The following is a 14,097-nucleotide window of genomic DNA, read 5'->3' as shown; positions in this document are numbered from 1 at the left end:
CCGTCAAGCGTCGCATAGAAAAAGGGCGGCCCGTCGCCGAGCCGCCCCCTTCCGATCTGGTCCTAAACCCGAGGGCCTTAGAACTTGTACTTCGCGCCGATCTTGATCTGCCACAGCGAGTTTTCGCTGCGCAGGAACGGCTTCACCGGCTGCTGGAAGGCGCCGCCGACGCCGGTCCCGGTGTAGGTGTAGGTCGCGCCCGGAGCCGCGCAGGCGCCCGCAGCGCCATTGCCGCACTGGACGTTCACGACCGGCACGCCGCGGTAGAAGTCGTACTGCTCGACCACGCCCCACTCGTCGTTGAGCAGGTTCCCGAGGTTCTCGATGTCCATGTAGACCTCGAGCTTGGCGCCGTTCGGGAAGAAGGCCGGCAGTTCCTGGCTCAGGCGCAGGTCGACCGTGGTCACGTCCGGGTTGGTGAACGAGTTCCGCGGAACAATCTTGCCCGCATAGCCGATCAGGCCCGACTGCTGCAGGAAGCTGTTGAACGCCGCCACATCGAAGCCGGCTGCGTAGTTGACGCGCGGGTCCGAGGTCGCGGTGACATTGCCGCCCACCGCCGCCGGCACGTAGAGCAGCGCGTTCGACGAAGCCTGGCGACCCGAGTAGCTCGAGACCGAGTTGCCGAAGTCGTTGTCGAAGCCGCTCGTGGCGCTGTTGGCGAAGGTGTAGCTGAACGGCAGGCCGGTGCGGCTCTGGGCGAACATGCGGATCGAGGTCTGGTTGTCGCCGAAGAACTTGCGGGCGTACGAGACGTCGAATGCGAAGCGGTCGCGGATCTCATAGTCGGAGATCGCGGCCGGCGGGTTCTGGACGTCCGACGAGGCGAACCGCGTGTAGCTCGACTGAGCGATCGAACTGGTCATCGGGTTGGCGTCGGTCGACTCGGTGTGGGTGTAGATGAACTTGCCGCCGAGACCTTCCAGGAAGCCTTCGTTCCAATCTTTGGCGATGGTGATCGCGTAGGATTCGGAACCGCCCTTGTCGGTGTTGGCGAGCATCAGGTCGTACGAGTTGCCCGTGGTGTCGCCGATGGTGTTGCGGCCGAAGACCGGACGGCCGTCCGGCGCGGTGCCGATCTGCTTGGCGCGCAGGTCGGTCCAGTAGAGCGCGTTCTGGTTCGACATACGGACGTAGTCAGCCTGCACCCACCAGCCGTCGCCCAGACGACCGAGGTCGAATTCGTAGCCGACGGACAGATTGGCCTTCCAGGTCACCGGGATCTGGAAGCTCGGGCTGATGACGTTGGTGTTGCCGCCGCGCGGCGTGAACGTACAACCGGTCGGCGCCTTGGTGATGTCGACATTGGTCAGGTTGGCGCCGGTGCAGATGGCGTTGGTCTGGTTGACGCCGTTGTTCGAGAAGGCGTTCGACACCCACACGTTCAGGCCGGTCGACGAGAAGCCGCCGAAGCCGCCGGAGACGCGCATGCGGTCCGTGGGACGCCAGTTGAACGAGGCGCGCGGCAGGACGACGTACTTGCCGTCGAGGTTCTGCTGGTTGGAGAAGCCGTTCCGCGAAGCGAACGCCGAGTTGTAGGTCGGCTGGTCGTCCATCGAGTAGCTGTCGAGGCGGACGCCGGCCAGAACGTCGAGGTTCGGCAGGATCTGGATGCGGTCTTCGGCGTAGGCGCTGGTCAGGCGGTAACCGAAGGTGGCCGCGCCGAGGCGGGCGGTGCCTAGGGTCGCCGGAACGGTGCCGCCGTTCGGATCGACGCCGCCGGTCAGGGTGAAGCCCGAGGCGACCCGGTTCAGGTAGTTGGCGTAGCTGGAGAAGGTGTAGCTGCCCAGCGAGTTCGCGACGAAGACGTTGAAGACGTCGTCCTGCTCGGTGCGCAGGCCGACCATGAAGTCATGGATGCCGTAGTTGTAGCGGGCGATGGCTTCGAAGGTATCGACCTTCACGTTCAGGTAGTTGTCGTGACGGTTGATGTCCGCGCCGTAGCGGAACTGGGCGTTGCCCGCGCCGGCCTGCACGCCCGGCATGTCGTTCACGGTGACGTCGACCTGGCCGACGCTCAGACCGCCGAGCGGCAGCTGCTGGGTGTCAGTCTCCTTGCGCGAGAAGCGCAGCTCGGTGGAGAAGCTGTCCGTCCACTGCGAGTTCAGCTGGGCGGTGTAGACCGTCAGCTCTTCGACCTTGTTGTAGTCGTTGGTCTCCAGGCCGATCCGCGGCTGGGTGACGCTGTTGCCCTGGGCGAAGGTCGAGGTGACCGAACCGTTCAGCGAGTTGCCCTGCGTGCTCTGCCAGGTGAACTCGGCGCGATGGTTGTCGGTGATGTTCCAGTCGAACTTGACGAGCTTCTTCTCGTCCTCGACCGGGAAGGCCCCCGACAGGAAGTTGCCCGGGTCGTAGCCGTAGATGCGCTGGGTGTCGGCCTGGAACTGGTCCACGGCCTGGGTGGTGATACGCGGGATGATCACCGAGGCGCCGGAACCGACCGGACCTTCGTCGAAGCCGAGTTCGCCGTCGAACTTCTCGTAGGCGACGAAGAAGAACAGCTTGTCCTTGATCACCGGGCCGCCGAGCGTAAAGCCCCAGGTCTTTTCCTCGAACGCCGAGCCGGCGGGCTGGCCGCGGACGGTGTCGCCCTGGAAGTCACGGCCGCTCTTCTCGCCGAACAGCGAGCCGGAGAAGTCGTTGCCGCCGGACTTCAGAACGGCGTTGATCTGGCCGCCGGTGAAGCCGTTGTTGATCGGGCTGTAGGGCGCGATCGAGACGTTGACCGCGCCGACCGCGTCCAGCGGGAAGGGCGAGCGCTGGGTCGGGTAGCCGTTGTTGTTCAGGCCGAAGTCGTCGTTCTGGCGCACGCCGTTGACGGTCAGCTGATTGAAGCGGGTGTTGGTGCCGGCGAAGGACAGCGCGTCCTGGTTCGAGACGTCGATGGTCGCGAACGGGTCGAGACGGGCGAAGTCCTTGATGTCGCGGCTGATCGACGGCAGCGATTCGATCGCTTCGGCCGAGAAGTTCGTGGACGGACCACCCTGGCTCGGCGCGGCCACCGCGCCGGTCACCACCAGTTCCTCGACCGCGGCGGAGCCCGCGCGGAACATGTCCAGCTGGACGTTGGCGGGGTCGCCGACGCCGATGTTCTGGAGGGTCGCCTGGGTGCGTTCGAAATCGGTCGCCGTGGCGACGATGCGGTACGGGCCGCCGACGCGCAGGCCGCGCGCCGAGAAGTAGCCGTCCGCGCCGGTCACCGAGGTCGACGTCGCGCCGGTCGGCACGTGTGTCACCGTAACCGTGGCCCCCGCCACAGCGGCGCCATTTTCATCCGCCACCTGACCACGGACCGAACCCGTAGTTTCCTGCGCGTACACCGCGCTGGACATGGCGCACACAAGCGCCGTCAGAGCCGCGCCACCGGCGAGCCTATTCATCATTCGCATTGAGATCCCCTAATCCACCGAGAAGGGATGGACGCCCTGGTCCACGCCCCCCACTCTGGCGGTCGCTATAGCGTGGAAAATGTCAGTGTGGGTGACGGATTAGTGACGGCTGCATCACTTGACGTGACCGTCGATCAATAAGGCGGCGCCTGTCGCTTTACAGACACGCTGCGCCGCGCAAATTTCCGCGCTTTCTAGATCCCAAGAGGCGACCTTTGCCGACCAGTCCTCCATCCGCGCACGGATTCGACCGCCACTGGCGGGCGGTGATGATGATCACCCTGGCGCTGACGGCGGTCCGGATGGTCGCGTTGTTCGCCACGCCGCTGGAGCTCTATCCCGACGAGGCTCAGTACTGGCTTTGGTCGCGGACGCTGGATTGGGGCTACTACTCCAAGCCTCCAGTGGTGGCCTGGCTGATCTGGGCGACGACTTCGATCGGCGGCGACGCCGAGCCCTGGGTCCGCTTCTCGGCCCCGCTTCTGCACGCCGTGACCACCTTCTGCGTCTATGGCATCGGACGGCGCCTCTATGGTTCGTCGACCGGCTTCGCGGCGGCCGCGCTCTATCTGCTGATGCCGGCCGTGCAGTTGTCGTCGCTGGTCGCCGCAACCGACGCGCCGCTGCTCATGTTCCTCAGCCTGGCGCTGTTGGCCTATGTCGAGCTGCCCGCGGGCGACGCGCGCCGCCGTCTATGGCTGGCCGGCGGTTTCGGCGCCGCCATGGGCATGGCGTTCCTCTCCAAGTACGCCGCGGTCTATGGCCTGATCGGCCTGGCGCTGCATCTGGCCTTGTCGAAGCCGGCGCGAGGCGTCTGGAACCTGAAGTCGGCGCTGCTGGCGCTGGCGGCCTTCCTGGTCATCCTGGCGCCGAACCTGATCTGGAACGCCGCCCACGGCTTCTCGACCGTGCAGCACACCGCCGCCAATGCAGCGTGGGGCGGACGCCAACTGTTCAACTTCAGCGAACTTGGCGACTTCCTGGCCTCGCAGTTCGGCGTCTTCGGTCCCATCCCGTTCGCTGTCCTGATCGGCGGCGCGGTCGTGCTGGCCGCGCGCCGCAGACTGCAGCCGGCCGATGTGCTGCTCCTCTGCTTCGCGATGCCGGCGATCGCCATCGTCACCAGCCAATCCTTCATCAGCCGCGCCAACGCCAACTGGTCGGGCGCCGGCTACGCCCCGGGAGCGATCCTGGTCGCCGCCTGGCTGATTCGCTGGCGCGCGAAGTGGTGGCTGATCGGCGCCCTGGGGCTGCAGGCGCTCGTCGCGGCGGTGTTCATGGCCTGCGTGCTCAACCCCGCCTTCGCCGACACCGTCGGCCTTTCGAACGCCTTCAAGCGAGCCAAGGGCTGGGAGCACCTCACCGAGGCCATCGCCAACCGCGCGCTGAGCGAACCGCCCGGCTCTCTCAGCGCCATCGCCGTCAACGACCGCTTCCTGTTCAACGCCGCCGCCTATTACGGCCGCGACTTCTTCGGCAAGGACGGCGAGCCGCCGCTGAAGATGTGGGTGCGCGAGGCCCATCCCCAGAACCAGGCCGAGACCGTGGCCCCGCTGACGGCCGCCGACGGCAAGCGCGTGCTGGCGGTCAGCCTGGAACAGGTGTTCATCGACGAGATGAAGGCCGACTTCCGCGCGACCTCGCACGAGGAGATCGTCAGCACCTGGCTGGACCGCAAGCGCAAGCGCAAGGCCGAGCTGTTCATCGCCGAGGACTTCGCCCCCGCGCCCCGCGATCCGGTTACCGGGAAGCCGGTCCCCAGACAGCCTTGAGCGCGCGGTCCCGTCCGCAGCCGATGCGGTAGGCGTTGTAGTTCGCCGGGTTCTTCTTGGCGTAGTCCTGGTGATAGGCCTCCGCGCGCCAGAACTGACCACCGGTTAGGATGCGCGTCGCCACCGGCTTGCCCAGCGTCTTGGCGACCTGCGCCTTCACGGCCTGGGCGGTGGCGGTTTCAGCGTTGTCGGCGACGAACACGGCCGTCGTGTAGGACGGCCCGCGGTCGCAGATCTGCCCCCCGGCGTCGGTCGGGTCGATGTGGTGGAAGAACCCGTCGACCAGCTTGGCGTAGCTGATCCTGGCGGGGTCGTAGGTGACCTTCACGGCTTCCAGGTGCCCACGATGGTTCTCGTAAGTGGGGTTCTTCAACGCGCCGCCCGCGTAACCCGAAACGACGTCGGTCACGCCCGGCAGGCTTTCCATCGCCTTCTCGGCCGACCAGAAGCAGCCGCCGGCGAAAACGGCGGTCTTGAGTGCCGCGGCCCCAGCGGGCGGGGCCAGCGACAGGCAGGTTAGCGCCGCCAGCGCGGCGGCCGTGCGGAGGGACTTCATAAGCGTCATGATCTCACCTTCGGGCGGCGGAACAAGTCCGTCGCATATTGGTGGAGATACGGACGCCGGCCGGCGGCGGATGCTAGATCGCGACCTCGAACGCCGCCTCGGTCTTGGCCTTCACCTCATCCAGCGTGACGCCGGGGGCGAGCTCGAGCAGCTTCACGGAAGTCTTGCCGCGGTTGATCTCGAAGACGCCCAGTTCGGTGATCAGCAGATCGACCACCCCGGCGCCGGTCAGCGGCAGGCTGCATTCCTTCAGCAGCTTGGGCGCGCCCGACTTCTCGCAGTGGTCCATCACCACGACGACGCGCTTGACGCCCGCCACCAGGTCCATGGCCCCGCCCATGCCCTTGACCATCTTGCCGGGCACCATCCAGTTCGCCAGGTCGCCGTTCTGGGCCACCTGCATGCCGCCCAGGATCGACAGCGCGATGTGGCCGCCGCGGATCATCGCGAAGGAATCGGCGCTGGAGAAGTAGGACGAGCTCGGCAGTTCGGTGATGGTCTGCTTGCCGGCGTTGATCAGGTCGGCGTCCTCTTCGCCCTCATAGGGGAAAGGACCCATGCCGAGCATGCCGTTCTCGCTCTGCAGCGTCACCTGCATGCCGTCGGGGATGTAGTTGGCGACCAGGGTCGGGATGCCGATGCCCAGGTTCACATAGAAGCCGTCGCGCAGTTCCTTGGCGGCGCGGGCGGCCATCTCGTCACGGGTCCAGGCCATCTTACGCGCTCGCCTTTTCTTCGCGGGGACGCGTGGTCACGCGTTCGATGCGCTTCTCGTAGACTGCGCCCTTGACGATGCGGTCGACGAAGATGCCGGGGGTGTGGATGTGGTCCTTGTCGATCGAGCCGATCGCCACGAGGTTCTCGACCTCGGCGACCGTCACCTTGCCGGCGGTGGCCATCATCGGATTGAAGTTCCGGGCGGTCTTTCGGTAGACGAGGTTGCCCTCGGCGTCGCCGGTGTGCGCCTTGACGATTGAGAGGTCGGCGGTAAGCCCGCGCTCCATCACGTAGGTCTCGCCGTCGAAGTCGCGGACTTCCTTGCCCTCGGCCACCAGGGTGCCGACGCCGGTCTTGGTGAAGAAGGCCGGAATGCCGGCGCCGCCGGCGCGGATGCGCTCGGCCAGGGTGCCCTGCGGATTGAACTCAAGCTCCAGTTCGCCCGAGAGGTACAGCTGCTCGAACAGCTTGTTCTCGCCGACATAGGACGAGATCATCTTCTTGATCTGGCCGCTCTCGAGCAGGACCCCGAGGCCGAAGCCGTCGATCCCGCAGTTGTTGGACACCACCGTCAGGTTCTTGACGCCGGACTCCTTGATCGCGCCGATCAGGTTCTCGGGGATGCCGCAGAGACCGAAGCCTCCGGCCATGATGGTCATGCCGTCAAAGAGCAGCCCAGCCAGGGCGTCTGCGGCGTCGTTGCGGGTCTTTCCAGCCATGAGGCCCCTTTAAGCTGCAATCGGGCGGTTGAGAACCGGGTCAGGCGAAAAAATTCATCAACTGGCGAAGAACTACTCCGCCAGCTCCTTAGGCGACTTCTTCATGGCTTCGGCGGCGCCCTGGTTGCCGGCCTCGCCGCCCTTGCGCGGGACCGAGAACGGCTCCGGCGTCGGGGTCGCGATATTGCCGCGCATCAGCCACCGGCCCTCTTCGATGCCGCCGGCCACCTGCAGCTCCAGCCGCTCGGTGTCGCGCCGGCGGACGTCGCGGGAGATCTCGGCCGCCTCGACCTCGTCGACGCCAAGTTCGATGAGGACGTTCTTGCCGAACGCCAGCGCCGACTCGAAGGTTTCGCGGATCTGGTAGTCGACGCCGGCCTTGATCAGCCGCAGCGAGTGGCCGCGGTCGAACGAGCGCACGAACAGCTTGGCCAGCGGGAACTCCGCCTTGACCAGCTCGACGATCTTGTCGGCGACCTCGGGCTTGTCGACACAGACCAGGATGGCCTCGGCGTTCGAGGCGCCGGAAGCTCGCAGCACGTCCAGGCGCGTGCCGTCGCCGTAATAGACTTTGAAGCCGAAGGTGCCGGCGGCGCGGATCATCTCGACGTCCGTCTCGATCAGCGAGACTTCCATGCCGCGGGCCAATAGCGGCTGGCTGACCACCTGGGCGAAGCGCCCGAAGCCGATCATCAGCACCCGGCCTTCCAGGTTGGAAGCGAGTTCGACGCCGTCCATCGAATCCGTGGGCGGCGGCAGCAGGCGGTTCAGCAGGATCACCACCAGCGGCGTCAGCGCCATGGAGAAGATGACGATCGCGGTCATGGCCGCGCTGGTGCGCCCGTCCATCACCCCCGCGGCGACCGCGGCGGCGTAGAGCACGAAGGCGAACTCGCCGCCCTGGGCGAACAGGGCCGCCCGTTGAATGGCCTCGCGATTGCCGGCCTTGAACAGCCGCGCGACGCCGTAGATGCCGGCCGCCTTCACGACCATGAAGGCCAGCACGCCCAGGACGATCAGGCCCCATTCGGCGGCCACCACGGCGAGGTCGAGCGACATGCCGACGCTGAGGAAGAACAGGCCCAGCAGGATGCCGCGGAAGGGCTCGATATCGGCCTCGAGCTGGAAGCGGAAGGTCGATTCCGACAGCAGCACCCCGGCCAGGAAGGCCCCCATGGCCATGGAGAGCCCGCCCCACTGCATGAACAGCGCTGTGCCCAGCACCACCAGCAGCGCCGCGGCGGTCATGATCTCGCGCGCGCCGGTGCGGGCCAGGATCTGGAAGAAGGGGTTGAGCAGCCAGCGCCCAGCGGCGATCACCACGGCGATGCAGCCCAGGCCGATCAGCAGGCCCAGCCACACCGGCCGGCCGCTGTCGACCGCGCCGCCGGTCATCGAGCCCAGCACCACCACCAGGGCCAGCAACGGCACCACGGCCAGGTCTTCGAGCAACAGGATGGACACCGCGCGCTGCCCGGCCTCGGTCGAGGTCTCGCCGCGCTCGTCCAGCATCTTCATGATCACGGCGGTGGACGACAACACGAAGCCGCTCGCCCCGATCACGGCCGCCGCCGGCGGCAGACCGCCGAGCATGGCCACGCCGGACAGCAAGGCGCAGCAGAGCACCACCTGGGCCGCGCCGAGCCCGAAGATCTCGCCCCTCAGGCTCCAGAGCTTGCTGGGCCGCATCTCCAGCCCGATCAGGAACAGGAACAGCACCACGCCCAACTCGGCGACGTGCAGGATCGCCTCTGGATCAGCGAACAGCTTGAGGCCGAACGGGCCGATGACTAGGCCGGCGGCCAGGTAGCCCAGCACCGAGCCAAGACCCAGTTTGCGGAACAGGGGCACGGCCACGACGCCGGCCGCGAGCAGGGCGACGGCGTGCCCCAGATTCATTCCCGCAGCCTCTGCCGCCATTGACGCTCCAATACTGTGCGCCGTCCCTCCGAGCGGGGCGGCTCTCGCGCGTATGTGGTGTCAAAAGGCGCCGCGGCGCAACGGCGGCGGAGAGTATATGTCCCGACCTGAGTGCGGCGGGCCCTGGTCCGGCGATCGGTGGGCGGGCCTGCCCACGGATGGGGCAGGCCCGGCCGGTCAGCCGGTGTAGGGGCGAAGGACGATTTCGACCCGACGGTTCTTGGCCCGGCCGGCGTCGGTCGAGTTGTCGGCGATCGGCTGACTGGAGCCGCGCCCCTCGACATAGAGGCGGTCGCGCAGCACGCCGCCGCGGCCGGTCAGGTAGTCGGCCACCGACAGGGCGCGGCGCTCCGAGAGCGTCTGATTGTAGTCGGCCCGGCCGGTGGAGTCGGCGTGTCCGACCACGTCGACCAGGGTCTGGGGATAGTTGTTGAGGCTGCGGGCGACGTCGTCGAGCGCGCCGTAGAACTGCGGCTGAATGTCCGAGCGGTCGAAGCCGAAGGTCACGTCGCTGGGCATCTGCAGGACGATGTTGTCGCCCTGGCGTTGTACCTCGACGCCGCTGCCGGCCAGTTCACGGCGCAGCTCCGCCTGCTGACGATCCATGTAGTTCCCGACCCCAGCGCCAGCCAGGGCGCCGATGCCGGCGCCGATCAGCGCGTTCTTGCGGCCCTGCTCGCTGCGGTTGGTGTTGGTCAGATAACCCAGCGCCGCGCCGCCCAGCGCCCCGGCGAGCGCGCCCGTGCCGGTGTTGTTGCGAACGACCTGTCCGGTGTAGGGGTCGGTGGTGGTGCAGGCGGCCAAGGCGCCCGCTCCGAGGATACAGGCCCCGAAGGTGGTCAGTTTGCGCATAAGCGATCTCCTGGATCGTGGAACTCAGGTGCGAACGCGATCGCTACGGTCAAGGTTCCCGCCGGTCGGGACGAAGGTTCAGACGTGACGACAGAGACGATCAAGCCGGTTTCGTTCAAGCGCTTCGGCCAGGATTTCTCCGGCTTCTCCCAGGATCTGGGCGGTTCGTTCGCCCGCTACGGCTTCGCCGTGATCTCTGACCACGACCTCCCGCAAGCCCGGATCGAAGGCGCCATCGCCGCGGCCAAGGCCTTCTTCGCCCTGCCCGAGGAGGTCAAGCGCGCCTATGTCGTCGGGACCGGCGGCCAGCGCGGCTACACCCCCTTCGGCATCGAGACGGCCAAGGACGCCAAGCACTTCGACCTGAAGGAATTCTGGCACATGGGCCGCGACCTGCCGCCCGGCCATCCCTTCAGCGCCCTAATGCCCGACAATGTCTGGCCGGCCGAGGTTCCGGAGTTCCACAGCGAGATCGCCTGGCTGTTCAACGCGCTGGACGGCATGGGCCGGCAGGTGCTGGAAGCCATCGCGAGCTATCTCAAGCTGGACCGCCAGTTCTTCGATCCGACCGTGAACTTCGGCAACTCGATCCTGCGGCTGCTGCACTATCCGCCGGTGCCCAAGGACGGTCCGAACATCCGCGCCGGCGCGCATGAGGACATCAACGTCATCACCCTGCTGCTGGGGGCCGAGGAGGCTGGCCTCGAGGTTCTCGACCGTGACGGCCAATGGCTGGCGATCAACCCGCCGCCCGGCTCGGTGGTCTGCAACATCGGCGACATGCTGCAGCGGCTGACCAACCACGTGCTGCCATCGACGACCCACCGCGTGGTCAATCCGGCCCCGGAGCGCCGCGGCTTCGCGCGCTACTCGACGCCGTTCTTCCTGCACTTCAATCCGGACTACGAGATCCGCACCCTGCCTGGTTGCGTCAGCCCCGAGCATCCCGACCGCGGCCTGGCGCCGATCACTGCGGACGAGTTCCTCAAGGAACGTTTGCGCGAGATCAAGCTTCTATAGGCGGAAGCCGCCCCACCTTGCTGGGGTTGGTTTTCGTCATGCCTGACGTCGCCTTCGCGAAAAAATCCCCAAGCTTGACAGTTTTCCACAACTGATCGACCACGGGTTGTCGAACGACGTTCGGATAAAGACGGAAATTTAACTCCGTGCCCGCATCGTCGGGCGCAAGAAGACGGCGGGGGATAAACATGTCCAAGCCTGGATCAGCGGCGCAGGCCGAGGCCGCGCGCCTGACCGCCATTGCGACTCTCGACCTCGAAGATCTCAAGCCGACGTTCGAGCGCATCGGCCGCTTGGCCCGTGCCTTCGCGCGCCTAGATCTGGGCGACGTGGTGATGGTCGGGGCCGAGCGCACCTGGCACGCCAGCATCGGCCCAAACTGGACCGACGAGCAGATCTGCCAGGATCAGTCGTTCTCCGAGGTTGTGGTAAGCCAGGATCAGCCGCTGTGGGTGGCCGACGCACAGGCCGATCGTCGCTTCTGCGCCCATCCGCACGTGATCGGCCCCGAGCGCGTGCGCTTCTACGCCGGCGCGCCGATCCGGCTGGCGGACGGGCAACCGATCGGCGTCGTCTGCGTGGCCAGCCGCGAGCAGCGGCCCTACGAGGCCGAGCTGGCCGACTATCTTATCGATCTGGCCGCCATCGCCTCGAACGAGTGCTCGCGCCATCACGCCCAGCGCGACCTGGTGAAGTTCGCCGGCGAGGCCGAGGCGGCCAACAAGGCCAAGAGCGAATTTCTGGCCAATATGAGCCACGAGATCCGCACTCCGCTGAACGGGGTGATGGGCATCGCCGGCGCCCTGGCCAAGACCGAGCTCAGCCAGCATCAGGCCGACATGGTCGAGCTGATCGAGACCTCCGCCCAGACCCTGGAGGCGTTGCTGACCGACATCCTGGACCTGGCCCGGATCGAGGCCGGCCGGATCGATATCCGTCCCGAGCCCTTCGACATGGCCACCTCGGTGGGCGCCTGCGCGGCGCTGTTCGAAGCCAGCGCCCAGGCCAAGGGCCTGACGCTGAAGGTGGAGATCGAACCCTATGCGCAGGGCGCCTTCGAGGGCGACGGTCCGCGTATCCGCCAGATCCTGACCAACCTGCTCGGCAACGCCGTGAAGTTCACCGCCGAGGGCGAGGTCAAGCTGACCGTGTCGGCGCGCCGCGACGAGACCACCACGCACCTGGCGTTCACGGTCTCCGACACCGGCATCGGCTTCGACGAGGCCACGCGCCAGCGCCTGTTCGGCCGCTTCCAGCAGGCCGACGGCTCGATCACGCGGGAGTACGGCGGCACCGGCCTGGGCCTCGCCATCTCCCGCTCGCTGGCCGAGGCCATGAACGGGGAGCTGAGCGCCAGCGCCATCGCCGGCAAGGGCGCGACCTTCGTGCTGGCCCTGGAGCTGCCGCGCCGCCACGGGGCGGTGGAGATGTGGGGAGAACACGAGGACGCCGTGAGCGAAGAGGCCGCGCTGGACGCCATGCGCGTGCTGCTGGCCGAGGACCACCCGACCAACCGGCGGGTCGTCGAACTGATCCTGGGCGCGGCCGGCGTCGACCTGATCTCGGTCGAGAACGGCGCCGAGGCGGTGGACGAGGCCGCCCGCGGGCGCTTCGACCTGATCCTGATGGACATGCAGATGCCGGTGATGGACGGCCTGACCGCGATCTCGGCGATCCGTCGCCACGAGGCGCGCCAGGGCCGGCGCACGCCGATCTACACCCTGACCGCAAACGCCATGCCCGAACACGCCGAGGCCTCGGCGCGGGCCGGTGCGGACGGCCACATCACCAAGCCGATCACCGCCGAGCGGCTGCTGCACGTGGTCGAACAGGTCTGGAGCGAGAAGGCCGCGGCCCCGTCTCAAGAAGTCGTCGCGCTGCGCGCCTAGCGCGAGAAGATCCCCATCAGCAGCGGGCGCGCAAAGACGGCCGGAGCCGCCTTCTGGGTGACGTCCGGCAGCCAGAACGTCAGCTCCGACCCGGCGTTCAGAGTGGCGTTCAGCATCTGGGCGGCGATGGCGGCGTCGACGGGCCGGATCGAGCCCTCGACGATGCCGTCGGAGATCATCGAGGCGAAGCGGTCGGACACCCGGTCCGAGTGGGCGACCTGCTCGATGCGGATCTCCTCGGGCAGGGCCGACAGGGCCGAGACCCGCAGCAGCGGGCCGTACTGCGACAGCTGGTACTCGGCCAGCGCCGCCGCGGCGCTGGAGATCCGCAGCCACTGGTCGCCGTCCAGCGCCATGGCCAGCCTCTGCACCCTTCGCATGACCTCGAACGAGCGGTCGAAGCAGGCGACCACCAGGTCGTCCTTGGCGTCATTGTGGTGGTAGAACGAGCCCTTGGTGACGTTGAGCGCCTCGGAGATCTTGTTGACCGACGCTCCGCGATAGCCGCGCGAATTGATCAGCCGCGTCGCCGCCAGCAGGAAGGTCTCGCGACCCATCTCCGGGCCTTCGTCAGCGGCCAGTTCGGCCAGCGGCGCCGGCGCCGGGCTCCAGATCGCGCCCTCCGGCGCGAAGCCGCCGACCAGGATGTCGAACACCCGCTCGCGGACGCGGTGATAGTCCTCAGGATCGTACTTCCGCAGCCAGGCCACGGACCAGAACAGCTGCGCCAGCAGCATGTGCGTCCGCGCCGTACGGCGTCCGCGGTTCAGCCACGCCAGCTCCGGCGCGTCGAACAGGGTCCGAACCTTGCGGAACACCCGGGCGAAGGCTTCGATGACCTCGCGGCGGCGCGGTTCTTTCAGCGCGCGCACGTCGGCCAGGCTGGGCATGGGCGGCCCCTCGCCGATGGCCATCATCCGCACCCGCTCGAAGTACAGCTCCAGCAAGCGATGCAGCCGCTCGGTCGGGGTCGGCTCGGCGACGGCGGCTTCGGCCGCCTCCTGCAGCCATCCGATGCCGCGCATCATGCAGGCGGCGGCCAGGTCATCCTTGCGCTTGAAGTAGTAGGTGACGCTGGTGGTCGAGAGGCCCACCGCGGAGGCCGCGTCCGCCAGGGTCAGGCCCTTCACGCCGCGCTGGTTCAGGATGATGGTCGAGGCGTCGAGAATGGCGTCGCGCTTCTTTCGAAAGCGGTCCGTCGCGCGCACGCCTTTTCGTTCAGCCATCTGAGCCCCGATGCGCATCGACATGCGC

The 14,097-nt window shown here is 67.3% G+C and carries 10 protein-coding genes; 3 read left to right on the top strand and 7 right to left on the bottom strand.

The genetic code is table 11. The features are described 5' to 3' along the window. Nucleotides 1–77 precede the first annotated feature (77 nt). On the bottom strand, nucleotides 78–3,332 hold the full coding sequence (locus tag ASC79_RS08875) for a TonB-dependent receptor (protein WP_162244268.1): 3,255 nt from the start codon (nucleotides 3,330–3,332) through the stop codon (nucleotides 78–80). A gap of 326 nt (nucleotides 3,333–3,658) precedes the next feature. On the opposite strand from ASC79_RS08875, the gene ASC79_RS08870 reads away from it, so the two are divergent. Then, nucleotides 3,659–5,161 carry a glycosyltransferase family 39 protein gene (locus ASC79_RS08870; RefSeq protein ID WP_082531991.1) on the top strand — a complete coding sequence of 501 codons (1,503 nt, stop codon included), beginning with the start codon at nucleotides 3,659–3,661 and terminating at the stop codon, nucleotides 5,159–5,161. On the opposite strand, the gene msrA is transcribed toward ASC79_RS08870, so the two are convergent. The 5 genes from msrA to ASC79_RS08845 form a co-directional block, all read right to left on the bottom strand. Beyond that, the gene (gene msrA / locus ASC79_RS08865; RefSeq protein ID WP_056023420.1) at nucleotides 5,130–5,717 is read right to left on the bottom strand and encodes a peptide-methionine (S)-S-oxide reductase MsrA; all 588 of its coding nucleotides are present in this window, start codon (nucleotides 5,715–5,717) and stop codon (nucleotides 5,130–5,132) included. The two genes, ASC79_RS08870 and msrA, sit on opposite strands and share 32 nt — an antisense overlap. 82 nt (nucleotides 5,718–5,799) lie before the next feature. After that, the gene (locus ASC79_RS08860; RefSeq protein ID WP_056023422.1) at nucleotides 5,800–6,441 is read right to left on the bottom strand and encodes a 3-oxoacid CoA-transferase subunit B; all 642 of its coding nucleotides are present in this window, start codon (nucleotides 6,439–6,441) and stop codon (nucleotides 5,800–5,802) included. Nucleotide 6,442: 1 nt separating this feature from the next. Then, nucleotides 6,443–7,162 (bottom strand): CoA transferase subunit A, encoded by a 720-nt coding sequence (locus tag ASC79_RS08855; protein WP_056023425.1) that lies wholly within the window; start codon nucleotides 7,160–7,162, stop codon nucleotides 6,443–6,445. Nucleotides 7,163–7,234: 72 nt separating this feature from the next. Then, complete coding sequence (locus tag ASC79_RS08850) at nucleotides 7,235–9,061, bottom strand: monovalent cation:proton antiporter-2 (CPA2) family protein (protein WP_235528775.1); 1,827 nt, start codon at nucleotides 9,059–9,061, stop codon at nucleotides 7,235–7,237. A gap of 198 nt (nucleotides 9,062–9,259) precedes the next feature. Continuing rightward, nucleotides 9,260–9,934, bottom strand: a complete 675-nt coding sequence (locus tag ASC79_RS08845; protein WP_056023431.1) for an OmpA family protein — start codon at nucleotides 9,932–9,934, stop codon at nucleotides 9,260–9,262. A gap of 84 nt (nucleotides 9,935–10,018) precedes the next feature. Here ASC79_RS08845 and ASC79_RS08840 point away from each other — a divergent pair, with 84 nt between their 5' ends. Together ASC79_RS08840 and ASC79_RS08835 are read left to right on the top strand one after the other, a co-directional pair. Next, entirely contained in the window at nucleotides 10,019–10,954 is a 936-nt protein-coding gene (locus ASC79_RS08840; protein ID WP_056023434.1) for an isopenicillin N synthase family oxygenase, read from the top strand. Nucleotides 10,955–11,142: 188 nt separating this feature from the next. Beyond that, on the top strand, nucleotides 11,143–12,843 hold the full coding sequence (locus ASC79_RS08835) for a GAF domain-containing hybrid sensor histidine kinase/response regulator (RefSeq protein ID WP_056023437.1): 1,701 nt from the start codon (nucleotides 11,143–11,145) through the stop codon (nucleotides 12,841–12,843). Here the strand turns inward: ASC79_RS08835 and ASC79_RS08830 are convergent. Then, nucleotides 12,840–14,093: a TetR/AcrR family transcriptional regulator gene (locus ASC79_RS08830; protein WP_235528776.1), complete on the bottom strand. Its 1,254-nt coding sequence runs from the start codon at nucleotides 14,091–14,093 to the stop codon at nucleotides 12,840–12,842. The two genes, ASC79_RS08835 and ASC79_RS08830, sit on opposite strands and share 4 nt — an antisense overlap. Nucleotides 14,094–14,097: the final 4 nt, after the last annotated feature.

The sequence above is a fragment of the Phenylobacterium sp. Root1290 genome (genome assembly GCF_001425305.1).
GTDB lineage: Bacteria > Pseudomonadota > Alphaproteobacteria > Caulobacterales > Caulobacteraceae > Phenylobacterium.
This window is presented reverse-complemented; position numbering and strand designations above follow the sequence as displayed.